This is a genomic window from Labrys sp. KB_33_2, from assembly GCF_052114505.1.
In the GTDB taxonomy this organism is placed as follows: domain Bacteria; phylum Pseudomonadota; class Alphaproteobacteria; order Rhizobiales; family Labraceae; genus Labrys.
The window spans coordinates 1-22,007 of the sequence record NZ_JBFREW010000018.1 but is presented as its reverse complement, the minus strand read 5'-3'; the positions used below and the strand labels follow the sequence as shown (position 1 = coordinate 22,007).

24 protein-coding genes are annotated in these 22,007 nt (G+C 63.9%); 20 read left to right on the top strand and 4 right to left on the bottom strand.

Annotated elements, in window-relative coordinates:
- The first annotated feature begins 9 nt into the window (after window positions 1-9).
- From AB4037_RS27455 to ureG, 18 genes are all read left to right on the top strand, one after another.
- Window positions 10-1,011: a zinc-binding alcohol dehydrogenase family protein gene (locus AB4037_RS27455; RefSeq protein ID WP_441773634.1), complete on the top strand. Its 1,002-nt coding sequence runs from the start codon at window positions 10-12 to the stop codon at window positions 1,009-1,011.
- Window positions 1,008-1,769: an SDR family NAD(P)-dependent oxidoreductase gene (locus AB4037_RS27450; RefSeq protein WP_441773633.1), complete on the top strand. Its 762-nt coding sequence runs from the start codon at window positions 1,008-1,010 to the stop codon at window positions 1,767-1,769. Before AB4037_RS27455 ends, AB4037_RS27450 begins: the two co-directional genes overlap by 4 nt.
- 14 nt (window positions 1,770-1,783) lie before the next feature.
- Window positions 1,784-2,482 carry an RraA family protein gene (locus AB4037_RS27445; RefSeq protein ID WP_441773632.1) on the top strand — a complete coding sequence of 233 codons (699 nt, stop codon included), beginning with the start codon at window positions 1,784-1,786 and terminating at the stop codon, window positions 2,480-2,482.
- A 10-nt stretch (window positions 2,483-2,492) separates the two neighbouring features.
- Entirely contained in the window at window positions 2,493-2,801 is a 309-nt protein-coding gene (locus AB4037_RS27440; RefSeq protein WP_441773631.1) for a UxaA family hydrolase, read from the top strand.
- Window positions 2,801-3,991 carry a UxaA family hydrolase gene (locus AB4037_RS27435; RefSeq protein WP_441773630.1) on the top strand — a complete coding sequence of 397 codons (1,191 nt, stop codon included), beginning with the start codon at window positions 2,801-2,803 and terminating at the stop codon, window positions 3,989-3,991. Before AB4037_RS27440 ends, AB4037_RS27435 begins: the two co-directional genes overlap by 1 nt.
- A 324-nt stretch (window positions 3,992-4,315) precedes the next feature.
- Complete coding sequence (urtA, locus tag AB4037_RS27430; RefSeq protein WP_441773721.1) at window positions 4,316-5,563, top strand: urea ABC transporter substrate-binding protein; 1,248 nt, start codon at window positions 4,316-4,318, stop codon at window positions 5,561-5,563.
- Window positions 5,564-5,613: 50 nt separating this feature from the next.
- The gene (gene urtB, locus AB4037_RS27425; RefSeq protein WP_441773629.1) at window positions 5,614-7,230 is read left to right on the top strand and encodes an urea ABC transporter permease subunit UrtB; all 1,617 of its coding nucleotides are present in this window, start codon (window positions 5,614-5,616) and stop codon (window positions 7,228-7,230) included.
- Window positions 7,230-8,393, top strand: a complete 1,164-nt coding sequence (urtC, locus tag AB4037_RS27420) for an urea ABC transporter permease subunit UrtC (RefSeq protein ID WP_441773720.1) — start codon at window positions 7,230-7,232, stop codon at window positions 8,391-8,393. The genes urtB and urtC overlap by 1 nt, the downstream gene beginning before the upstream one ends.
- On the top strand, window positions 8,390-9,139 hold the full coding sequence (urtD, locus tag AB4037_RS27415; RefSeq protein WP_434961024.1) for an urea ABC transporter ATP-binding protein UrtD: 750 nt from the start codon (window positions 8,390-8,392) through the stop codon (window positions 9,137-9,139). The genes urtC and urtD overlap by 4 nt, the downstream gene beginning before the upstream one ends.
- Window positions 9,140-9,148: 9 nt before the next feature.
- Window positions 9,149-9,844 carry an urea ABC transporter ATP-binding subunit UrtE gene (gene urtE, locus AB4037_RS27410; RefSeq protein WP_441773719.1) on the top strand — a complete coding sequence of 232 codons (696 nt, stop codon included), beginning with the start codon at window positions 9,149-9,151 and terminating at the stop codon, window positions 9,842-9,844.
- Window positions 9,819-10,661, top strand: coding sequence for an urease accessory protein UreD (locus AB4037_RS27405; RefSeq protein ID WP_441773628.1), 843 nt, complete (start codon window positions 9,819-9,821; stop codon window positions 10,659-10,661). The genes urtE and AB4037_RS27405 overlap by 26 nt, the downstream gene beginning before the upstream one ends.
- A gap of 14 nt (window positions 10,662-10,675) precedes the next feature.
- On the top strand, window positions 10,676-10,978 hold the full coding sequence (locus tag AB4037_RS27400) for an urease subunit gamma (protein WP_434961026.1): 303 nt from the start codon (window positions 10,676-10,678) through the stop codon (window positions 10,976-10,978).
- Between the two features lie 33 nt (window positions 10,979-11,011).
- A complete protein-coding gene (locus tag AB4037_RS27395; protein ID WP_441773627.1) occupies window positions 11,012-11,608 on the top strand; it encodes a HupE/UreJ family protein in 597 nt (198 codons plus the stop codon).
- Window positions 11,609-11,611: 3 nt separating this feature from the next.
- The gene (locus AB4037_RS27390; protein ID WP_441773626.1) at window positions 11,612-11,917 is read left to right on the top strand and encodes an urease subunit beta; all 306 of its coding nucleotides are present in this window, start codon (window positions 11,612-11,614) and stop codon (window positions 11,915-11,917) included.
- Window positions 11,917-13,629: an urease subunit alpha gene (gene ureC / locus AB4037_RS27385; RefSeq protein ID WP_441773625.1), complete on the top strand. Its 1,713-nt coding sequence runs from the start codon at window positions 11,917-11,919 to the stop codon at window positions 13,627-13,629. The genes AB4037_RS27390 and ureC overlap by 1 nt, the downstream gene beginning before the upstream one ends.
- Window positions 13,630-13,631: 2 nt before the next feature.
- Window positions 13,632-14,099, top strand: coding sequence for an urease accessory protein UreE (locus AB4037_RS27380; RefSeq protein WP_441773624.1), 468 nt, complete (start codon window positions 13,632-13,634; stop codon window positions 14,097-14,099).
- Window positions 14,056-14,745 (top strand): urease accessory protein UreF, encoded by a 690-nt coding sequence (locus tag AB4037_RS27375; protein WP_441773718.1) that lies wholly within the window; start codon window positions 14,056-14,058, stop codon window positions 14,743-14,745. Before AB4037_RS27380 ends, AB4037_RS27375 begins: the two co-directional genes overlap by 44 nt.
- On the top strand, window positions 14,742-15,395 hold the full coding sequence (gene ureG / locus AB4037_RS27370) for an urease accessory protein UreG (protein WP_434961031.1): 654 nt from the start codon (window positions 14,742-14,744) through the stop codon (window positions 15,393-15,395). The genes AB4037_RS27375 and ureG overlap by 4 nt, the downstream gene beginning before the upstream one ends.
- 68 nt (window positions 15,396-15,463) lie before the next feature.
- Here the strand turns inward: ureG and AB4037_RS27365 are convergent, their stop codons facing one another.
- Entirely contained in the window at window positions 15,464-16,381 is a 918-nt protein-coding gene (locus AB4037_RS27365) for a LysR family transcriptional regulator (RefSeq protein ID WP_441773623.1), read from the bottom strand.
- 92 nt (window positions 16,382-16,473) lie between these two features.
- Here AB4037_RS27365 and AB4037_RS27360 point away from each other — a divergent pair, with 92 nt between their 5' ends.
- Window positions 16,474-17,412, top strand: coding sequence for an AEC family transporter (locus AB4037_RS27360; RefSeq protein ID WP_441773622.1), 939 nt, complete (start codon window positions 16,474-16,476; stop codon window positions 17,410-17,412).
- A gap of 87 nt (window positions 17,413-17,499) precedes the next feature.
- Here the strand turns inward: AB4037_RS27360 and AB4037_RS27355 are convergent, their stop codons facing one another.
- The 3 genes from AB4037_RS27355 to AB4037_RS27345 all read right to left on the bottom strand — a co-directional run bounded on the left by AB4037_RS27355 (window position 17,500) and on the right by AB4037_RS27345 (window position 21,198).
- Window positions 17,500-18,750 (bottom strand): glycosyltransferase family 4 protein, encoded by a 1,251-nt coding sequence (locus AB4037_RS27355; protein WP_441773621.1) that lies wholly within the window; start codon window positions 18,748-18,750, stop codon window positions 17,500-17,502.
- 21 nt (window positions 18,751-18,771) lie between these two features.
- On the bottom strand, window positions 18,772-20,211 hold the full coding sequence (locus AB4037_RS27350; RefSeq protein ID WP_441773620.1) for a sugar transferase: 1,440 nt from the start codon (window positions 20,209-20,211) through the stop codon (window positions 18,772-18,774).
- A gap of 246 nt (window positions 20,212-20,457) precedes the next feature.
- Window positions 20,458-21,198, bottom strand: a complete 741-nt coding sequence (locus tag AB4037_RS27345) for a metallophosphoesterase family protein (protein WP_441773619.1) — start codon at window positions 21,196-21,198, stop codon at window positions 20,458-20,460.
- 108 nt (window positions 21,199-21,306) lie between these two features.
- Between AB4037_RS27345 and AB4037_RS27340 the strand changes: the two genes are divergently transcribed.
- Window positions 21,307-22,005 carry a polysaccharide biosynthesis/export family protein gene (locus AB4037_RS27340; RefSeq protein ID WP_441773618.1) on the top strand — a complete coding sequence of 233 codons (699 nt, stop codon included), beginning with the start codon at window positions 21,307-21,309 and terminating at the stop codon, window positions 22,003-22,005.
- Window positions 22,006-22,007: the final 2 nt, after the last annotated feature.

Here is a 22,007-nt window from a genome sequence, read left to right as displayed (position 1 = left end):
AAAGCGCTGATGATCGAAAGCGAAGGGCGCACGCGTTTCCATGACGTGGCTGCCCCGGTGGAAGGCAATGGCGAGGTGCGCATTGCCGTGCGCCATGTCGGCCTGTGCGGCAGCGACCTCAACACCTATCGCGGGCTCAATCCGCTGGTGCAGCTACCCCGGATACCCGGCCATGAAATCGGCGGCGAAATCATCGCAACGGGCGCAGGCGTGCCACCGGACTTCGCGGCCGGCAAGCGCGTTATCGTCATGCCCTACACCCATTGCGGCTACTGTGCCTCCTGCCGTAAAGGCCGCACCAATGCCTGCCGCTACAACCGCACCCTCGGAGTACAGCAGGATGGCGGGCTGGCCGAGGAGATCGTGCTACCCGCCGGCAAGCTGATCATCAACGACACGCTGGCACCGCGGCATCTGGCCCTGGTCGAGCCGCTTTCGGTGGGCTTTCACGCCGTGAGGCGGGGCCGGGTGAACGCGGGTGAACGCGTCGTCGTGCTCGGCTGCGGCATGATCGGCATGGGCGCCCTGATCGCCGCCGTCGCCCGTGGCGCCGAGGTCATCGCGGTCGACATGAGTGCGGAAAAGCTCGCCCTCGCCCGGCGTTTCGGCGCGACCCATGTCATCGATGCCAGCGCGCGGGATGTGGTTGCCGAGGTCTCGGCCCTGACCGGGGATGACGGCGCGGACATCGCCATCGAGGCTGTCGGCCTGCCCGCGACCTTCACCCAATGCATCGCCCTTGCCGGCTATTCCGGGCGCGTCGTCTATGTCGGCTATTCCAAGGCGCCGGTGACCTACGACACTCAGCTCTTCAACCTGAAGGAGCTGGACATCATGGGATCGCGCAACGCGACGATCGACGACTTCCGCGCCGTGATCGCCTGGCTCGAAGGCATCGGCGATGAAGCCGATGCGCTGATCTCGCGCATCATTCCTTTCGAGGAGGCGGAAGACGCCCTGCCCTTCTGGGACGGCAACCGGGACAGTCTGAAGGTGGTGGTGGCGCGATGAATCTGCAACAAGCTTTCGGATTGGCGGGCAAGACCGCGCTCATCACCGGCGGTGGCTCGGGCCTCGGCCTCGCCATCGCCCAGGCGATGGGTGCGGCGGGCGCCAAGGTCATCCTGGCAGGCCGGCGCGCTGATGTGCTCTCGGAGGCCGCCGCCACCGTTGACGGCGCGGCCTGCGAAGCGGTGGATCTGGCCCAGGTCGACACCCTGGCCGCTTTCGCCACCGGCGTGGAGGCGCGGCATGGGAAAATTGACATATTGGTCAACAATGCTGGCAACACCATCAAGAAGCCCTTCGAGGAGACATCCCTGGCCGAGATCGACCAAGTGCTCGACGTGCATTTGCGCGGTGCGTTGGAGCTCACCCGCACCGTGATCGCCGGCCAGGCCCGGCGCGGCACCGGCAACGTCATCTTCACCGCTTCCATGACGTCCTTCATCGGCCAGCCCTTCGTGATGGGCTACACCGTGGCCAAGTCTGCCCTGCTTGGCGCCGTGCGCGGGCTTTCGGCGGAATTTGCAGCCCGCGGGGTGCGCGTCAACGGCGTGGCGCCCGGCTGGATCGATACGCCACTCTATCGCAAGGCCACCGATAACGATCCGCAGCGCCGGGCCAAGATCCTCGGCCGCATCCAGATGAACCGGGTCGGCACGCCGGAAGAAATCGGCTGGGCCTGCGTTTTCCTGGCCTCGCCTGCCGCCAGCTACGTCACCGGGCAGACGCTCGTGGTGGACGGCGGCGCCCTGGTTGGTTTTTGATAAGGAGAAAGTCTATGCCGATCGCGACCAAGCGCAGCGACGAGGAAACCTTCGCGCTGCTCAAGGAACGGTTGTTCACGGCGGTGGTCGGCGACGTCCTCGACGTCATGGGACTGCGCAAGCAGTTCCTGCCGGCGACCATCGGCCCGCTGCAGCAGCCGATGCGCATCGCCGGGCGCGCCATGCCGGTGCTGGAGGCCGACATCTTCGCCGAGGGAACCGAGCTTTCGGCCGGCCCGCTCGCCAGCAAGCCGTTCGGCATCATGCTCGAGGCGCTCGACGATCTGAAGCCGGGCGAGGTCTACGTCGCCTCCGGCTCGTCCCTGCGCTATGCCCTCTGGGGTGGGCTGATGTCGACGCGCGCCACCCATCTCAAGGCCGCGGGAGCCGTGCTGAACGGCTATGTGCGCGATGCGGCCGACATCGAGGCGTTGGGATTTCCCACCTTCTGCCGCGGCGTCTACGCACAGGATCAGGGCGTTCGCGGCAAGGTCATCGATTTTCGCACCGCGATCGAGATCGAAGGCATCCGCGTGGCTCCCGGCGATCTCGTCTTCGGCGATCGCGAAGGCGTCCTGATCATTCCGCGCGAAGCGGAGGATGAAGCTATCGCCCGCGCGCTCGAAAAGGCCTCGACGGAGAACCAGGTGGCCGTGGCGATCCGCAAAGGCATGAGCGCCTGCGAGGCGATGGCGACCTTTGGCGTGATGTGAGGCCACAACCATGCAGTTGGACCCTCGCCTGCTCCACCTCTCGCCGCTCGACAATGTCGTCGTGGCGCGTGAAGGCCTTGAAGCCAAGGCCGTGCTGATACTGGACGGGCAGGCGTTTACGCTGGCCGAGGCGGTGCAGCGCGGCCACAAGATCGCCTGTCGCGTCATCGCGCCAGGCGAGAAGATCATGAAATACGGTGCGCCGATCGGCTCGGCCATCCGGCCCATTGCGCCGGGCGAACATGTGCATCTCCACAATATAAAGAGCGACTATACGGCGACCCACGTCATCGGCTCGCCAGCGACAGAGGCAGAGTGATGAAAGGCTATCTTCGCAGTGACGGGCGCAAAGGCATCCGCAATGTCGTCGCGGTCGCCTATCTAGTGGAATGCGCTCATCATGTGGCACGGGAAATCGTGCAGCGCTTTCCCGACCAGCCCGTTCACCTGATCGGCTTTCCGGGCTGCTTTCCCAACGCCTATGCCCAGCGCATGATGGAGCAGCTTTGCACCCATCCCAATGTCGGCGCCGTGCTGCTGCTGTCGCTGGGCTGCGAGAGCTTCAACAAATATGCGCTTGCCGAGACAATCGCGTCGAGCGGCAGGCCGGTGGAGACGCTGACCATCCAGACCAGCGGCGGCACGCGCAGCACGCTCGAGGCCGGGCGTGCCTGGGTCGCACGGCAGGTGGACATATTGGCAGGCCAACCCACCGTTCCCATGGCTCTCGACGAGTTGGTCATCGGCACGGTTTGCGGCGGCTCGGACGGCACCAGCGGCCTGACCGGCAATCCCGCGGCCGGACGCGCCTTCGATCGGCTGGTCAAGGCCGGTGCCACCTGCATCTTCGAGGAGACGGGCGAACTCATCGGCTGCGAGGAGATCATGGCCGCGCGCGCCGTGACGCCGGCCCTCGGCGATGCCTTGCGCGGGGCCGTGGCGAAGGCGGCGCAGTATTACGCCACGCTCGGCTATGGCAGTTTCGCACCGGGCAACGCGGATGGGGGCCTGTCCACCATCGAGGAAAAATCGATGGGGGCCTACGCCAAGTCGGGCTCCTCGCCCATCTCGGGCCTGATCAAGCCGGGCGATGTCCCTCCTCGTGGCGGGCTCTATCTGATGGACGTCGTGCCTGACGGACCGGTGCGGTTCGGCTTTCCCAATATTTCCGACAATGCGGAGATCGTCGAGCTGATCGCCTCGGGGTCTCACCTCGTGCTCTTCATCACAGGACGCGGCTCCGTCTCCGGCTCGGCGCTGTCACCAGTCATCAAGATTTGCGCCAATCCCGATACCTATCGACGCCTCGCCGAAGACATGGATGTCGATGCCGGCCGTATCCTGGAAGGGCGCGCCTCGCTGGACGAGGTCGGCGACGAAATCCTCGCACTGATCCAGGACGTGGCGGCGGGCGCGATGACGAAATCGGAAGCGCTCGGCCATCAGGAATTCATTCTCACCTACAAGGCCTTCGAGCCGATCGGTCCGGCTTGCCTGCCTATCCGATGAAACCTTCGACCGGTCCCGCACGGGCGGACACAGCTTACGAGCATTCCATACGACAACACCCGACCCAGGAGGTGAGCTTCCAAAGGCAGCAATTCGCCTAATCGTTAGGCATGCATAAAATTTCGCCCCATCACCGATGGGCGCCAGCCCCACCTGCCAGCCCCGAAAACCCGATCGCCACGCCCGGTGCCTTCCGAGAACGGTCTTTCGCCCGATTGGCACGCCGCTTGCAGGAGCCCCACGGGATCCAACAAGAAGCAAGGGGAAGGCGTCATGTCGAAGCTTGGAAGACTTGGTCATAGCCTGTCGGGCGGCATTGCCGCGATGTTGATCATCTGCGGTGCTGCCAGGGCCGAAGAAGGCACCATCAAGATCGGCATCCTGCATTCGCTGTCCGGCACCATGGCGATTTCCGAGACCACGCTCAAGGACGCCATGCTGATGCTGATCGAAGAGCAGAACAAGAAAGGCGGCGTGCTCGGGCACAAATTGGAAGCCGTGGTGGTCGATCCCGCCTCGAACTGGCCGCTTTTCGCCGAGAAGGCCCGGGATCTTCTCGGCAAGGACAAGGTGGCGGCGGTATTCGGCTGCTGGACCTCGGTCAGCCGCAAATCCGTCCTGCCCGTGTTCAAGGAGCTCGACGGCCTGCTGTTCTACCCAGTGCAATATGAGGGCCAGGAGAGCGAGCGCAACGTCTTCTACACCGGCGCGGCGCCGAACCAGCAGGCCATCCCGGCCGTCGACTATCTGATGCAGCAGGAAGGCGTGAAGCGCTGGGTGCTGGCGGGGACGGATTACGTCTACCCCCAGACCACCAACAAGATCCTGCAGGCCTATCTGCAGTCCAAGGGCGTGGCCAAGGACGACATCATGGTCAACTACACGCCGTTCGGCCAGTCGGACTGGCAGACCATCGTTTCCGACATCAAGAAATTCGGTTCGACCGGCAAGAAGACCGCCGTCATCTCCACCATCAACGGCGATGCCAACGTGCCCTTCTACAAGGAACTCGCCAATCAGGGCATCAAGGCCGAGGACATTCCGGTCGTGGCCTTTTCGGTGGGCGAGGAGGAACTGGCCGGCCTCGACACTGGGCCGCTGGTCGGCCACCTCACGGCCTGGAACTATTTCCAGTCGGTCGATACCCCGGCCAATGCCCAGTTCATCAAGACCTGGCGCGCCTTCACCAAGAATGACAAGCGCGTCACCAACGATCCGATGGAAGCGCATTATATCGGCTTCAACATGTGGGTGAAGGCGGTGGAGAAAGCCGGCACCACCGATCCCGACGCGGTGATCGACGCCATCGTCGGCGTATCGGTGCCCAACCTTTCGGGCAGCTATTCGACTATGATGCCCAATCATCACATCACCAAGCCGGTGCTGATCGGCGAGATCCAGGCCGACGGCCAGATGCAGACCGTCTGGCAGAGTTCGGGGCTGCTGGTGGGCGATGAATGGTCCGATTACCTGCCTGATTCCAAGGACCTGATCGCCGATTGGCGCAAGCCGCTTTCCTGCGGCAATTTCAACGTCGCCACCGGCAAGTGCGGCGGCCAGGGCACGAACTAGGCTCCGGCATGCTGTCCCGCAAACCCTCCCGTCTCCGGTTGCGCTCCGCCATGCGTGGGTGTCGTTTCCTCATCCTGGCCCTGTGGGCCTGCCTCCTCATGCCCGGCCTCGTCCATGCCGATGAAGCCGGCATACGGGCCAGCCTTGCCAAGCTGGCCGGCGCAGGAAATTTCCAGCAGGTCGAGGCGGTGGTGCGTGACCTGGCCGGGAGCGGCGATGCCCTGGCGGCCCGCCCGCTCGCGGCGCTGGCGGACGGCAATCTCTACTGGCGTCAGTCCGACAAGGCGATCCTGATCGCCTCGGGTACCGGCGATCCGCTTGCGGTCGCCGATCCGGTCACCGGTACGGGGCAGGGGACCGCAGGCAAGGGCGAACTCGTCAGGATCAAGGTCAACAACGCCATCAGGCGGGCGATAAGGGAAGCGAGCGGCTCGCTCACGCTCGCCTCCAGCGACAAGGCGGCGCGCCTCACGGCCGCCGCTACCCTGATCCAGACCCCTGATCCCAGCGCGCTCACGGCCCTCGACAACGCCATCGGCAAGGAGACCGATGCCACCGTCAAGACCCGGTTGGAGACCGCGCGCGCTGCCGCGACCTTGTTCTCCGACAGGCCCCAGGCCGACAAGAGCGCGGCCATCGGGCTCGTCGCCTCGCTCGGCACGCGTGAAGCTGCCACGCTGCTCGGCCGCTTCGAGGCCGGTGCCGACGGAACCTTGAAGGACGAGGCCACCGCCGGTATCCGCGCCATCGATGCGCGCTTGAAAATGTGGGATCTGGCGGAGAACGTCTGGTACGGCGTCTCGCTGGCCTCGGTGCTCCTGCTGGCCGCCATCGGCCTTGCCATCACCTTCGGCGTGCTCGGCGTCATCAACATGGCGCATGGCGAGATGGTGATGATCGGCGCCTACACCACCTTCGTCGTGCAGGAGGCGGTGCGCGCCTATGCGCCTGGTCTCATCGACATATCCCTGCTGATCGCCCTGCCCCTGGCTTTTCTGGTCGCCGGCGCCGTCGGCGTCGTCATCGAGCGCGGCATCATCCGCTTTCTCTACGACCGGCCGCTCGAAACCCTGCTGGCGACCTGGGGCGTTTCGCTGATCCTACAGCAGGGCGTGCGCGTGATCTTCGGGCCGACAAATCGCGAGGTCTCCAATCCCGGCTGGATGTCCGGCAGCTTCAGCGTGGGCGAACTGAACATCACCGCCAACCGGCTGTGGATCTTCGCCTTCTCGATCGCCGTGTTCATCGCCCTGCGCCTCATCCTCAATCGCACCCGCTGGGGCTTGCAGATGCGTGCCGTCACCCAGAACCGGCGCATGGCCTCCTCGATGGGCATCCGCACGCCGAAGATCGACGCACTGACCTTCGGCCTCGGCTCCGGTATCGCCGGCATCGCCGGCGTCGCCCTCAGCCAGATCGGCAATGTCTCTCCCAATCTGGGCCAAGGCTACATCATCGATTCCTTCATGGTCGTGGTGTTCGGCGGCGTCGGCAATCTGTGGGGCACGCTCGTGGGCGCACTGACGCTCGGCATCGCCAACAAATTCCTCGAACCCTATGCCGGCGCGGTCCTGGGCAAGATCATCGTGCTCGTCTTCATCATCCTCTTCATCCAGAAGCGCCCGCGTGGCCTGTTCGCGCAGAGGGGACGGGCGGTGGAAGCATGATCCTCGCAACCCTGCTCAAGAACGGGCTCGACCGTCGCCTCTCCATCCTCGTTGCCCTTCTCGTGGCGGCGGCCGTGCTGGTGCCGGTCCTTCACCTGGCGGTACCGGCAGACAGCGCCTTCCACGTTCCCGCCTATCTCGTGGCGTTGCTCGGCAAATATCTCAACTACGCCCTGCTCGCCCTCTCCCTCGACCTCGTCTGGGGCTATTGCGGCCTTCTATCGCTCGGCCACGGCGCCTTCTTCGCGCTGGGCGGGTATGCCATGGGCATGTATCTGATGCGCGGGATCGGCGATCGCGGCGTCTATGGCAATCCCGTCCTGCCCGACTTCATGGTGTTCCTGAACTGGCAGGAACTGCCCTGGTTCTGGTACGGCTTCGACCGGTTCTGGTTCGCCGCACTGATGGCGATGGCCGTACCCGGCCTGCTCGCCTTCGCTTTCGGCTGGTTCGCCTTCCGCAGCCGCGTCAACGGCGTCTATCTATCGATCATCACCCAGGCGATGACCTATGCCCTCATGCTTGCCTTCTTCCGCAACGACATGGGCTTCGGCGGCAATAACGGGCTGACGGATTTCAAGGATCTGCTCGGCTTTTCCCTGCAGGCGCCGGGCACGCGCGCGGCCCTGTTCGCCGCCAGCGCCCTGATGCTGGCCTTGTTCGTCGCGCTCACCGCTATGATCACCGCCTCCAAGCTCGGCAAGCTCATGGTCGCCGTGCGCGATGCCGAATATCGCTCCCGCTTTCTCGGCTGGCGGCCGGAGAACATCAAGCTGTTCGCCTTCACCTTCTCGGCGGTCATGGCCGGCATCGCCGGCGCGCTCTATGTCCCGCAGGTTGGCATCATCAACCCCGGCGAGTTCTCGCCGGCCAATTCGATCGAAGTGGTGATCTGGACCGCCATCGGCGGCCGCGGCACCCTGATCGGGCCGGTAATCGGCGCAGTGAGCGTTAACTGGGCCAAGAGCTGGTTCACCGCCGCCCTGCCCGATTTGTGGCTGTTCGCCCTCGGCGCCCTGTTCGTCGCCATGCCTCTCCTGCTGCCGAAGGGCCTGGTCGGCGCCTTCGCACATTGGCGTCGATCCTGGTCCGCTCGCAAGGTCCCCGCGAGCAAGGCGCTTGCGCCCGCCCAAAGCGAAGCCGCGGAGGAAGCGGCCTCATGAGCCAGCAACCGCAAAGCATTCTCTATCTCGACGGCGTCAGCGTCAGCTTTGACGGCTTCAAGGCCATCAACAATCTCTCGCTCATCCTGGAACCTGGCGAGATGCGCGCCATCATTGGTCCGAACGGGGCCGGCAAGACCACGATGATGGACATCATCACCGGCAAGACCCGTCCCGATACCGGCGAGGTCTTCTTCGACGGCGAACATGATTTGACCAAGCTCGATGAAACGGACATCGCCAATCTCGGCATCGGCCGCAAGTTTCAGAAGCCGACCGTGTTCGAGACCCATACGGTCGAGGACAATATCGCCCTCTCGCTCAAGGGCAGGCGCGGCATCTTCGCTGCCCTGTTCGACCAGCGCTCGCGATCCGAGGCGGAGCGCATCGACGAGATCCTCGCCACCGTCCGTCTCGAACAGCGGCGGGGCGACAAGGCGGCCGGGCTGTCGCACGGCCAGAAGCAATGGCTGGAGATCGGCATGCTGCTGGCCCAGAACCCCAAGCTCCTGCTCATCGACGAGCCCGTAGCCGGCATGACCGACGCCGAAACGGCGCAGACCGGTGACCTCCTCAGGCAGATCGCCCGCTCGCATTCGGTGGTCGTTGTCGAGCACGACATGCATTTCATACGCGAACTCGGGGTGAAGGTGACCTGCCTGCACGAGGGCAGCGTGTTGTCGGAGGGGCGGTTCGACCATGTCTCGGCGGATCCGCGGGTCGTCGAAGTCTATCTGGGGAGATAGAGGGTCATGATGCTGTCCGTCAGGGATCTGACCCTGCATTACGGCGCGGCCCAGGCGCTGCGCGGCGTCTCGCTGCAGGCCGAGGCCGGCAAGGTCACCTGTATTCTCGGCCGCAATGGGGTCGGCAAGACCAGCCTGATGCGCACCATCGCCGGGCAGCATCGGTCGAGCGCCGGTTCCATCAGCTTCGAGGGCAAAGTACTCGGCCGCAGCCCAGCCCATGACAGGGCCAGGCTCGGCATCGCCCTCGTGCCCCAGGGCCGCGAAATCTTTCCCCTGCTGACGGTGAAGGAGAATCTGCAGACCGGCTTTGCTCCGCTTAAACGAGCCGATCGCAGCATTCCAACCCATATATTCGACCTGTTCCCGGTGCTCGCGCAGATGCTGCAGCGCCGGGGCGGCGACCTTTCGGGTGGCCAGCAGCAGCAGCTTGCCATCGGCAGGGCGCTGGTGACCCGGCCCAAGCTTTTGCTGCTCGACGAGCCGACGGAAGGGATCCAACCCTCCGTGATCAAGGATATCGGCCGGGCCATCGCATTCCTGCGCGATAAGATGGGCATGACCATCCTTCTGGTCGAGCAATATCTCGATTTCGCCCGCGAACTCGCCGATCGTGTCGTCATCATGGATCGCGGCGAGATCGTCTTTTCCGGCGACGCCGCCGACCTGGACAAGCCCGATGTACGCCGACATCTCCTGCTCTGACCTCAGGAAGGCTCCGCTCCGTCTCGAACGGGCCGAGGGAGTCGCGCGCCTGGCCTTTCGCCGACGCGCCGGGGCCACCAGGCTCGAGACCCTCTATCAGGAAGGATGCGCCAAGGCGCGGTTGCCGCGACCGCTGCCCGGCGCGGAGCCAGAGGCGATCCTCATCAACACGGCTGGCGGCCTGACCGGCGGCGACAACCTCTCCTTCGAAATCGTGGCACGGCGGGCATGCTCGGCCACCATCACCACCCAGGCCTGCGAACGCATCTACCGCTCGACGGGCGAGGATGCGGTGGTGGTCAACCGGCTGGTCGTCGAGGCCGGCGCTCGCCTCGCCTGGCTGCCGCAGGAAACCATTCTGTTCGACGGCGGCCGTCTTGTCCGCTGCCTCGAGGCCGATCTGGCCGATGGCGCCGAACTTCTCGCCGTCGAGGCGGTGCTGTTCGGGCGCGCCGCCATGGGCGAAGTCGTCCGCAGCGGTGTCCTGCGCGATCGCTGGCGCATCCGTCGCAACGGCAGGCTGATCTTCGCGGAGGATTTCCGCATCGAGGGCGATATCGCCGGGCGCCTTGCCACTGCCGCGGCGTTGGGCGGGCAGCAGGCCATGGCCACGGTTCTCGCCGTTTGCCCGGAGCCGGAGGAACGGATCGAACAGGTGCGCGAGATCATCGGCGGCCATGGCGGTGCCAGCGCCTGGGACGGCAAGCTCGTCGTGCGCCTCCTGGCTCAGGACAGCCTGGCGCTCCGACATCGCCTCGAGCCTGTCCTTTCTTATCTGCTCGCCGACCGCCCGCTGCCGAAAGTGTGGCACCTCTAACCTCCGGAACTCGCATGAACCTCACGCCCCGCGAAAAAGACAAGCTCCTCATTGCCATGGCGGCGATAGTTGCCCGCCGGCGCCTCGAACGCGGCGTCAAGCTCAATCACCCCGAGGCGATCGCCCTCATCACCGACTTCGTGGTCGAGGGCGCGCGGGATGGCCGCTCGGTCGCCGAACTCATGGAAGCGGGCGCGCATGTGCTGACGCGCGAGCAGGTCATGCCGGGTATCGCCGAGATGATCCACGACGTGCAGGTGGAAGCGACCTTTCCGGACGGAACCAAGCTGGTCACCGTGCACGAACCCATCCGATAAGCGCTTTGCTCTAGAGGCTGCCAAGGAACGACCATGAAGAAATATCTCGTCGCATTCGCCGCCGTGCCTGGCGCCATGCTCGGCGCCACCCCGGCCCTGGCCCATCTCAACCCGGCCGAACATGCCTCCTTCTCCACCGGCTTCCTGCATCCGCTTTCAGGCGCGGACCACGTGCTGGCGATGGTCGGCGTGGGCCTTTGGGCTGCCCTGCTCGGCGGGCGCGCGTTGTGGGCCGTCCCGACAACCTTCGTCATCGTCATGATGGCCGGCTTTGCCGCAGCCCTTGGCGGCATGCCCTTGCCCTTCATCGAGCCGGCGATATCAGCCTCGGTCGTGGTGCTCGGCCTGCTGGCCATGATGGCGTTCAAGGTGCCGACGCCCATCGGCATGGTCGTGGTGGGGTTCTTTGCCCTGTTCCATGGCTTCGCCCATGGCGGCGAGTTGGGCAATGCCAGCGCCACGTCCTTCCTGGTCGGCTTTGCCCTGGCGACGGCCTTGCTGCATGCGGCCGGCATCCTGCTCGGACCGGGGATCGCCCGTATCGCGGGTGACCGGGCCGGCAAGCTTGCCACGCAATTTGCCGGGGGAGTGACTGCCCTCGCCGGTCTCGCTTTGATCGTGGGAGGCTAGACCATGATCCCGGGCGAAGTCATGCCGATGGCTGGCGATATCGTGTTGAACGCCGGCGCGGAGGCGACCGTTCTCGTCGTCGCCAATTCAGGCGACCGGCCGATCCAGGTCGGCTCCCACTATCATTTCTTCGAAGTCAATGCGGCGCTCCTGTTCGACCGCGACGCGGCGCGCGGCATGCGGCTCGACATTCCCGCCGGCACGGCTGTTCGCTTCGAGCCCGGGCAGCAGCGGCAGGTGCGGCTGATCGCGATCGGCGGCAGGCGTCAGATCTTCGGCTTTCAGGGCAAGATCATGGGAGCGCTGTGATGGCCACTTCTCTTTCACGCGCCGCCTATGCGCAGATGTATGGGCCGACCGTCGGTGATCGCGTCAGGCTTGCCGATACCGAGCTTTTCATCGAGGTCGAGAAGGACTTCACCATTCCCGGCGAGGAGGTGAAATTCGGCGGCGGCAAGGTGATCCGGGACGGCATGGGCCAGAGCCAGGCGAGCCGCGCCGCGGGCGCGGTCGATACCGTCATCACCAATGCGCTGATCATCGATCATTGGGGCATCGTCAAGGCCGATGTCGGCCTGAGGGACGGCCTGATTACCGCGATCGGCAAGGCCGGCAATCCCGACATCCAGCCCGGCATCACCATCGTCATCGGCCCCGGCACGGAGATCATTGCCGGCGAGGGCAAGATCCTCACCGCGGGCGGCGTCGACGCCCATATCCATTTCATCTGCCCGCAGCAGATCGAGGAAGCCCTGATGTCGGGCGTCACCACCATGCTGGGCGGAGGCACGGGCCCCGCCCACGGCACGCTCGCCACCACCTGCACGCCCGGGCCGTGGCACCTGGCCCGCATGATACGCTCCTTCGACGCCTTCCCGATCAATCTGGGGCTATCCGGCAAGGGCAATACCTCCCAGCCGGACGCCCTGGTCGAGATGATCGAAGGCGGTGCCTGCTCGCTCAAACTGCACGAGGACTGGGGTACGACACCGGCCGCCATCGACAACTGCCTCAGCGTGGCCGACGAATACGACGTTCAGGTGATGATCCACACCGACACGCTCAACGAGAGCGGCTTCGTGGAGGACACGGTCGCCGCCTTCAAGGGGCGTACCATCCACGCCTTTCACACCGAAGGCGCCGGCGGCGGCCATGCGCCGGACATCATCAAGGTGTGCGGCCTGCCCAATGTGCTGCCGTCCTCGACCAACCCGACCCGGCCCTATACGAAGAATACCATCGCCGAGCATCTGGACATGCTGATGGTCTGCCATCATCTTTCGCCCGCGATCGCCGAGGACATCGCCTTCGCCGAAAGCCGCATCCGCAAGGAAACCATCGCGGCTGAGGACATCCTTCACGACATTGGCGCCTTCTCCATCATTTCTTCCGACAGCCAGGCGATGGGCCGCGTCGGCGAGGTCCTGATCCGCACCTGGCAGACGGCGCATAAGATGAAGCTGCAGCGCGGCCGCCTGCCCGGCGAGAGCGGCGACAACGACAATCTCAGGGTGCGCCGCTATATCGCCAAATACACCATCAACCCCGCCATCGCGCAGGGATTGTCGGCCTATGTCGGCTCCATCGAGATCGGCAAGCGCGCGGATCTCGTCTTGTGGAATCCGGCCTTCTTCGCGGTCAAGCCGGACATGGTACTGGTCGGCGGCACGATCGCCGCGGCCCCGATGGGCGATCCCAATGCCTCGATTCCGACGCCGCAGCCGATGCATTACCGCCCGATGTTCGGCAGTTTCGGTGGTGGGCCGGCGGCCTCTTCCTTGACATTCGTCAGCAAAGCCGCGCTCGCCAGCGGCCTGAGGGAGCGGCTCGGCGTCGCCAAGCCGATGGCGGCGGTGGAGAACACGCGCAGCGGCATTTCCAAGCGCTCCATGGTCCTGAACGATGCGCTGCCGCACATGGAAGTCGATCCCGAAACCTACGAAGTCCGCGCCGATGGCGAACTCCTGACCTGTCCGCCGGCGGCAGAATTGCCAATGGCCCAACGTTATTTCCTGTTTTGACCATGCTGCACGCCACTTCCCACTGCCATCACGACAGCCGGCTCCCCGTCGGCACCATCACGCTCGATCACAGGGGCCGTCATCTGCGCCGCAAGCGCCTCGTCACCGATCAGGGCGATATCGTCATGATCGACCTGCCCGAAGCGGTGCTGCTCGCCAGCGGCGATGCCCTGGTGCTGGAAGACGGACGCACCATCACCATCCTCGCCTCCCCGGAAGCGCTCTACGAGGTCAGGCCCGGCCGGCAATGCCCGCTCGCCCATCTCGCCTGGCATCTCGGCAACCGCCATCTCGCTGCCGAAATCGGCGCCGATGTCATCCTGATCGAACGCGATCGCGTGATCCGGGCCATGTTGGAGGGCCTCGGGGCCGAAGTCCGGGAGGTGGTCGCAGCCTTCCAGCCCGTGCACGGCGCCTACCATGCGCATGGGCACGGCCACCATCACAGCCATGGGCACGGTCATGAATGATAGGACGGCGCATCTCGTCCGGCTTTTGAGCTGGCTGTCGCCGGCCTTTCCCGTCGGCGCCTTCGCCTACAGCCACGGCCTGGAACGGGCTGTCCATGACGGGCTGATCGAGGATCGCTCCACGCTGGTCGATTGGCTGACAACAATCATCCAGGCCGGTTCCGGCTGGAACGATGCCGTCCTCTTGGCGCAGGCTTGGCGCTTGACCTCCCGCGGAGAGAGTTGCGCCGATATCGCGGAGCTCGCCGAGGCTATGGCCGGCACGCGCGAGCGCCATCGCGAAACCACGCTGCAGGGCGAGGCTTTCGCGCAAGCCGTCGCGCACTGGACCGGGGAGCCCCCCGAACCGATGCCCTATGCCGTCGCCATCGGCCGGGTCGCCGCGCGCCATGGCATCGGGCTCGAAAACGCGCTGGCCGGCTTCCTTCACGCCTTTACCGCCAATCTGATCCAGGCTGCCATCCGGCTGGTCCCGCTCGGTCAGCGCGACGGGGTGCTGGCGCTCGCGGCCTTCGAGCCGGTCATCCTGGCCACCGCAAGGCGCGCCTCGCTTGCGATGCTCGATGACCTCGGTGCCTGCACCCTGATGTCCGACATCGTCTCGATGCGGCACGAAACCCAATATTCGAGGATCTTCCGCTCATGACTTCCAGCCCAGGCTCTCATGTCAGTCCAGGTCCCCATTCAAACCACGGCCCTTTGCGCGTGGGCATCGGCGGCCCGGTCGGCGCCGGCAAGACCACCCTGACCGAAATGCTGTGCAAGGCGATGCGCGAAAGCTATTCGGTCGCCGTAGTCACCAACGACATCTTCACCAAGGAAGACGAGCTCATCCTCAACCGGGTGCAGGCGCTTCCCCAGGACCGCATCATCGGGGTCGAGACTGGTGGTTGTCCCCACACCGCCATCCGCGAGGACGCTTCGATCAACCTGTCGGCGATCGCCGAAATGCGCCGGCGTTTTCCCGATCTCGACGTGGTCTTCATCGAATCCGGAGGCGACAATCTGGCGGCAACCTTTTCGCCGGACCTCGCCGATCTCACGCTCTACGTCATCGACGTCGCGGCGGGCGAGAAGATCCCGCGCAAAGGCGGCCCCGGCATCACCCGCTCCGATCTCCTGATCATCAACAAGATGGACCTCGCCCCCCATGTCGGCGCCGATCTCGACATCATGCGCGCCGATACCGAGAAGCAGCGCGGCAAGCGGCCCTTCGTGTTCACCGATATGCGCCGGCGCGTTGGGCTCGCCGACATCGTCGCCTTCATCGAACAGCAAGGCGGCCTGACGGCATAGGTCGCTCGACGTGACAGATGCCGGTTGCAAGGCCGTGCCAGGCATCCGGCCGTTTCCTACCGCGTCCTTCAGCGCTCCAATCGGGTTGCCGGCCTTTTGCCAGCTGGCGACCCTTTCCAATCTCGGACGATATCGATCAAGGGCGCAACGGCCGGATTGCGGGATTCACCCGGAACCGAGAGAACGACCCTCAATGTCGGCGCAGCCGCGAGCGATCTCGGTATGACATCCACAGCCGCCTCGTCGCATATCGACGCCGGCACCAGAGCCACGCCCAATCGTGCCGCCACGAGCCGGACGATGGTGTGCTGCAACTGGGGTTCGTAGCGAAATCGCGGGACGATGCCAGCCTTCTCGAAATAACCCGCGATGGCCTCGCGCAGCGTGGGCGCCACGGTTGCGGGCGCAGCGATCAAGTCCTCCGTTTCCAGATCGTGAGGAGTGATGCGGTCCCGCCCGGCCAAGGGATGCTCCCTCGGAACGATCAGGCACAGATGGTCCGTGATAACAGGCACGCTCCGCAACTGCGGAAATGGCCGGCCGGCAAAGGTAATGGCCGCGTCGAGTTCGCCGCCGAGAAGCCTGTGCTCGATATCGGCAGGCGTCGTCTCCAGGAGGACGATCCGAATGTCCGGTCTCAGCCCGGCGTAGCAACTGACGATCTGTGGCACGATGCGATGGGCGGCATGCATCATGAAGCCCAGGCGCAGCTCGCCCTTCTGGCCTTCCGCAACCAGCCTTGCATCGCGGCAGGCATCCTCGAACTGGGCCAGCACCATACGGGAATCCGCCAGAAATCTTTCCCCCGCCTGGGTCAGAGTGACGTGGCGCGAGTTTCGGTCGACCAACTGCACGCCGAGTTCGCGCTCCAGATTGGCGATCTGCCGGCTGAAAGGCGGCTGGGTCATATGCATTCGCGCAGCTGCCCGGCCGAAGTGAAGGGTCTCGGCGAGAGCCACGAAATACCGCATCTGCCGGGAATCCATCAATACCTCCAATGCATGGATAATAGCTTCGCATTGGATTGGATTATATCGATCGTCTCTTTTATGAAAGGCGACACCACAATCGGCGTGCCATGCTTTCCGATCTCCTCATCGTCCTGCCTGTCTTCGCGCTGATCCTCGCCGGCTGGCTTGCGCGGCGGTGCAATGCGCTTGGCCCGCATGCCACGCGCGAGGTGAACCGGCTCGTTGTCTATCTCGCGCTGCCTGCCCTGTTGTTCGACATCATGGCCAACGCAGACCCGGTCCAGATCTGGCAGCCCGGCTTCATTCTGGCTTTTGCCCTGGGCTGCGTGCTCATCTTCTCCGTTGCATTGTGGATCCGCCTGAGACAGGGCAGCCATCTGGCGGATGCGGCGATAGACGGCCTCAATGCCGGTTATGCCAATACCGGCTTCATGGGGTTCCCACTGGTCCTTGCCGTCATCGGCCAATCCGGTATGGCTCCAACCCTGGTCGCGACGATCGTGACTGTCTGCGCGCTGTTTGCCGTTGCCATCGTCCTGATCGAGGCCAGCCTTCAGGCCCAGGCGCGCCGAAGGGATATCGCGTGGAAGACGCTGCTCGCGCTGATCAAGAATCCATTGCTGGTCGCGCCGGCCCTGGGGGCGGTGGTGATGGTTGCGGGTTGGCCACTTCCTCAGACACTCGATCAATTTCTCAAATTGCTCGGCGGTGCCGCCTCGCCATGCGCACTCATTGCGCTCGGCCTTTTCCTGGCGGACAATGCCGGAAAAGGCGCCGAGGCCGGACGCAAGGTAGAGGCCTTGCTGATCGGGCTGAAGCTGGTGGCTCACCCCGTCGCAACCTGGGTGATTGCCGGGCCCATCCTCGGCCTGGAACCGGATGCGGTCCGCATCGCCGTCCTTATCGCAGCCCTTCCGACCGGCACGGGCCCCTTCATGCTGGCCGAATTCTATGGCCGCCAAGCCCTGGTCACCAGCCGTGTGGTGCTGGCAACGACGGCCTTGTCCATCGTGACGCTTTCTTTGTACCTTGCGGTATCAGGGTAAACTAAGGCCGTATCGACACCGTCACTCGGCGAACCCGCGCGCCTGTCCACCGACAGCGCCCACTCTCCCTTGACCGGAGCTCGCCAATCAGCGCTTGGCCTCTGGCAGGCTTCCCATGGACGACAATAGCGCCTGCCAGCGGCGCAGGCAGGAAACACGGTCAAATCCGCTCTCGATCAAGGCACGCGCATTGCGCCCCTTCTGCACCAAAAGCTCAGGCCGATGGCGCCATTCGCGGACGACTTTCGCAAAACCCGCGCTGTCGCCGGGCGTGATGACGGCACCACAATCGAACCGGTGGATCAGGTCGGAAATTTCGCCGTCCGGCGCCATGACTGCAATCATGGGCTTTCCGGCTGCAGCGATGCCGTAGAACTTGCTCGGCACGATCAGACCTTCCAGGCGTGGATTGAGCGATAGCCAGTGAATATCCGGCACCGTCAGGGASTGTGGCAATGTGCCGGCGTCCTGATAGGGCAGAAATCGAAACATCCGCTCCAGCCCTTGGTCGGCAACGGCCCGCTTGAGATAAGAGGTGAGATAGCCATCCCCGATGAACAGGAACGCGATCCCGGGCTCGTCTCGAAGCAGGCGCGCGGCGCCTATGAGGGTATCGACCTCATGCGCCCGGCCGAGATTGCCCGAATAGCCGATCACGAACTTGTCCTGTAGGCCCCAGTCACGGCGTAAGCGGTTGGGCTCAGGGCCAGCCGGCACGATGTGCTGGTCATCGCACCAGTTGCAAATCGCCGTGACCCTGGCGGTCGGTACGCCGAATCCGGCGATCATCGCCTTCATCCTTTCGCCAACCGCTACATTCACGGCCGCACGGCGAAGACTGACGTTGCGCAGCCAGCGCAGGATGCCCCCCAAGACCCCCTGGCCGGCCTTCACGCCAAGCTCTGCTGCGACTTCCGGATACACGTCTTGCAGCCAGTTGATCTGCCGGAGGCGCTTCACCGCAATGATGGGCAGCAGCGAAACGCTCAGCAGCGGCGGATCGGTCTTGACCACAACGATATCGCCAGCCCGTGCGCGTCGCAAAAGCTCCCAGGCCAGAGTCGCGTGAACAGCGATGGCAAGGGCAGCCCGTCTGAGGAGCGATGAGCCCGCTTCCACCACCGGACCGACACGATGGATCGAAACACCGGGCAATGCCGCATCCGGATCCAGCCTGCGGGCGGGTTCGTCATAGCGGCCAGCACCGGTAAGGGCGGTCACGTCCCAACCCTGCTCGGCAAGGAAGGCCGCCAGATCGGAGGCGATTTGGCTGGTCGCGGACGTATCGGGATGGAAATAGCGATTGACCAGGAAAACGCGGCGCTGTTTCAAAGCCATGCTGGATCGCTGCCGTCCCGGTCAGCGTCGATAGTTCGGAGGAGAGTGCTGCTCCGCCAGGCCCCGAGCCGGGGCCTTTCTGCCCCTGCGTGCGGCCATGGCGCGACTGAGCGCGGCAATTCCCCTCCTTTCGCCGCCGAACACGAACATCATGGTCATGACGGCGATTTTCAGATCCAGCCCGAGGGATGCGTTGTCGATGTAATATTCATCGAGTGCGTCCTTCTCCTCGCTGGTCACGAGATTGCCGCCATTGACTTGCGCCCAGCCACTGATGCCTGGCCGTACGGCCAGGCGGAGCCCGGGATTGGCAGGTTGGTCTGCCGGCAGAAGGGGGCGCGGGCCGATCAAGGACATCTCGCCGGCGAGGACGTTCAACAATTGCGGGATCTCGTCGAGGCGCATCTTGCGGATGAGCCGACCGATCGGCGAGAGACGCTCGGCCCCGGGAACCACGTGCCCCTTGGCATCATAGGGGGCGTGATAGGTGCGGAACTTGTAGATGAAGAAATGCCTGCCGCTACGCCCTACCCGCTGCTGCCAGAAATGCAGGGGACGCCCGACGTCGAAAAGCACGAGAGCTGCGACCAGCAGCCAGACAGGGGCCAGCAGTACCATGAGTATAACCGAAGCCACGATATCGATGACGCGCTTCGCACCGAAATAGCGTGGCAATCCGGCCGCAGGGTCCGCCGCCGCCTCGCGAGCCACGACCGTCGGCAATGCCTGTGCCCGCCGCGCGGAAGCCTTGGGCATGAGTTCGAGCGCCTGTGCGACGCTCTTGAGCGCAATGCCTCGACGATCACATTCATCCGTGATGAAGCGAAGGCTGGCCGTGTCCAGTTGCTCGGGTTCCATGGACAGCCACACCGCCTCGATGGTCACGCCATGCAGCGCATATTCGTCGACGATCCGCCCGAGATCACCGACCCGCCCGGCCACGTGCACGCCATTGAGCGACCTTCCCGTCGCCGACGGCCCCTCGTCGAGAACCGACATGATTTGCGTGGTGGCAGGCGATTGGCTCTCGATGAGCTTGATCACGAGCCACGCGAACTGGTCCGTGCCGACAAGGATGACCTTGCGAAGATCGGTGATATTGCGCTTGGCGCTGACCCTGGCCCGCTCGTGAGAGACAAGCCTCGAGAAGGCCCGCCCCCCTGCCAGGCCTGCGCCGAGAACGAGCGAGTAGATGATAGGGGTCGACCGCGGTATGCCATCGAGCCGCGTGAGCATGAAAAGAAGCAAGGCACTGGCGCTGATCGTCAACGCGATCACCGCGCAGATCGCATAGAGATCGGGGACCGAAAAGGTATTCTGGATTGCATCCCCGGCGCGAAAGATGAGCAGGGCCGGGATTGCGAATGCGATCGTAACGAAAACGAAAAGATAGGGCCCCGGTAGGTCGAACGGCATATTCGGCCAGGCGAGAAGGTCGACATCTCGCAATGCCAGAGTCAATAACGGCGCTGCAATCACCCACAATACGTCGAAAAGCGATAGACGTATTTTACGCGGACTATATGACGTCGGGATTCGGGACCGCATTCAACGCTCCTTACAGGTCCAGAATAGATATGGCCACAACAACGTCAAGCGGCCAACCCAGAAACACAACCGACAGTTGCGGGGTGATCGCGAAGAAACGTCGCGGTTCCCAGGCTACGGCCCTCAGCCATGATCCTGGACAATCGGCCCCGCTGCTCCTCATGGCGTGGCACTCAGGAAGCGTCGCCCGGCTTCTTCCAACACGACTGCGGTGAGGCGGGAAGTAGCAAAGGCGCCGGTATCGACATTGATCCGATTGGCGTGCGTTTCCGGCTGGGAGACGGGTGAATGGCCGTGCACCACGATCTTGCCGAAGCTGCCCTCGAACTTCAAAAACTCGTCCCGGATCCATAGGAGGTCTCCGCCTGCCTGGCGATCAAGGGCAACATGTGGCTTCACGCCGGCATGGCAGAAGAAATAATCCCCGCATGCATGGCTTAGAACGGTGTCTTGCAGGAATCGCCGATGGGCGGGGGGCAGTTTTCGTTCGAATTGTTCGCGTGCCTGGCGGTAGCCGCGTCCGCGCAAGGCCTCACTGACGTCGACCCCATAGGAGTGCAGCGTTTCCAAGCCACCGAGGCCACGCCAGCTATCGAGAACCGAGGGATCATCGAGAAAGGACAACAGCAGATCCTCGTGATTGCCACGCAAGGCCTTGATGGGGACGCCGAACCGGCACGAGGACAAGTGCTCGATCACACCGGCAGATTCAGGGCCTCTGTCGACATAATCTCCCAGAAAAATCACGAGAGGTTCGGTGATACCGCCCTCGAGGTCAGCCAAAATCCGTTGGTCCATCCGCAACAGCAGATCCCGGCGGCCGTGAATGTCGCCAACGGCGTAAATTCTCGTTCCAGGCGGGATAGTCGACACACCTTCCCCCTCTGGCAACGCCATCATCAACATTACGAGTTATAACCAAACAGCGTTAAGATTACCCTTGATGCTTGAGCTATCAACACCCTTCTTCATCAGCCAGATGAATTTGTTCATTAACGAAACGAAATAATGCACGAGGAAAACCGGAGAAATTATTGGACAAAAAAACACACTTACGCCTATCGTTACGGCGTCTACGTATCCGATCTCAGGCGCGAGGGGTTGTGGGTGTCGCGTATGGGTATTCAATCGAGGCAGTGTTCGGCGCTCGTCCTGGTTTTCTGCCTACTGCTTGCATCATGCGCGAACGACACCGTTGGCGTCGCCTCGAAAGCCGACCAGGAAGCTCTTATCCAGAAAACGGCGGTCGCAGCCCCGAATATCCAGGCCGGCGACAAGATCAGGGTCACGGTCTTCGGCGAGGACCGTCTTACGGGGGAATACCAGGTCGATCCAGCCGGCTTTGTGTCCCTGCCACTCGCCGGTACCGTGAAGGCAGCGGGCCTGAGCAAGCAGCAGATGGAAAAGACGCTCGCCACCAAATTCAGCGGCGAGTATCTGCGCGACCCGAAGGTCACCGTGGACCTGGCCAGCTTCAGGCCCTTTTACATTCTGGGGGAAGTCAACAAACCCGGGGAGTACGATTACAAGAGCGGCCTGAATATCATGAGCGCCCTGGCTGTAGCCGGCGGAACCACCTACAGGGCAAGTACGTCCACCATCGACATTCAGCATGTGGGTGAAAGCGGATTCAAGAAATACCCGATTTCGTCGAACATTCCCGTTCTGCCGGGCGATCTCATCCGCGTTCCCATGCGCTACTTCTAGAG

Coding starts and splice junctions, on each gene's coding strand:
- AB4037_RS27455 (WP_441773634.1), top strand. CDS start 10: ATGATCGAAAGCGAAGGGCGCACGCGTTTCCATGACGTGGCTGCCCCG.
- AB4037_RS27450 (WP_441773633.1), top strand. CDS start 1,008: ATGAATCTGCAACAAGCTTTCGGATTGGCGGGCAAGACCGCGCTCATC.
- AB4037_RS27445 (WP_441773632.1), top strand. CDS start 1,784: ATGCCGATCGCGACCAAGCGCAGCGACGAGGAAACCTTCGCGCTGCTC.
- AB4037_RS27440 (WP_441773631.1), top strand. CDS start 2,493: ATGCAGTTGGACCCTCGCCTGCTCCACCTCTCGCCGCTCGACAATGTC.
- AB4037_RS27435 (WP_441773630.1), top strand. CDS start 2,801: ATGAAAGGCTATCTTCGCAGTGACGGGCGCAAAGGCATCCGCAATGTC.
- urtA (WP_441773721.1), top strand. CDS start 4,316: ATGTTGATCATCTGCGGTGCTGCCAGGGCCGAAGAAGGCACCATCAAG.
- urtB (WP_441773629.1), top strand. CDS start 5,614: ATGCGTGGGTGTCGTTTCCTCATCCTGGCCCTGTGGGCCTGCCTCCTC.
- urtD (WP_434961024.1), top strand. CDS start 8,390: ATGAGCCAGCAACCGCAAAGCATTCTCTATCTCGACGGCGTCAGCGTC.
- urtE (WP_441773719.1), top strand. CDS start 9,149: ATGCTGTCCGTCAGGGATCTGACCCTGCATTACGGCGCGGCCCAGGCG.
- AB4037_RS27405 (WP_441773628.1), top strand. CDS start 9,819: ATGTACGCCGACATCTCCTGCTCTGACCTCAGGAAGGCTCCGCTCCGT.
- AB4037_RS27400 (WP_434961026.1), top strand. CDS start 10,676: ATGAACCTCACGCCCCGCGAAAAAGACAAGCTCCTCATTGCCATGGCG.
- AB4037_RS27395 (WP_441773627.1), top strand. CDS start 11,012: ATGAAGAAATATCTCGTCGCATTCGCCGCCGTGCCTGGCGCCATGCTC.
- AB4037_RS27390 (WP_441773626.1), top strand. CDS start 11,612: ATGATCCCGGGCGAAGTCATGCCGATGGCTGGCGATATCGTGTTGAAC.
- ureC (WP_441773625.1), top strand. CDS start 11,917: ATGGCCACTTCTCTTTCACGCGCCGCCTATGCGCAGATGTATGGGCCG.
- AB4037_RS27380 (WP_441773624.1), top strand. CDS start 13,632: ATGCTGCACGCCACTTCCCACTGCCATCACGACAGCCGGCTCCCCGTC.
- AB4037_RS27375 (WP_441773718.1), top strand. CDS start 14,056: ATGGGCACGGCCACCATCACAGCCATGGGCACGGTCATGAATGATAGG.
- ureG (WP_434961031.1), top strand. CDS start 14,742: ATGACTTCCAGCCCAGGCTCTCATGTCAGTCCAGGTCCCCATTCAAAC.
- AB4037_RS27365 (WP_441773623.1), bottom strand. CDS start 16,381: ATGGATTCCCGGCAGATGCGGTATTTCGTGGCTCTCGCCGAGACCCTT.
- AB4037_RS27360 (WP_441773622.1), top strand. CDS start 16,474: ATGCTTTCCGATCTCCTCATCGTCCTGCCTGTCTTCGCGCTGATCCTC.
- AB4037_RS27345 (WP_441773619.1), bottom strand. CDS start 21,198: ATGATGGCGTTGCCAGAGGGGGAAGGTGTGTCGACTATCCCGCCTGGA.
- AB4037_RS27340 (WP_441773618.1), top strand. CDS start 21,307: ATGCACGAGGAAAACCGGAGAAATTATTGGACAAAAAAACACACTTAC.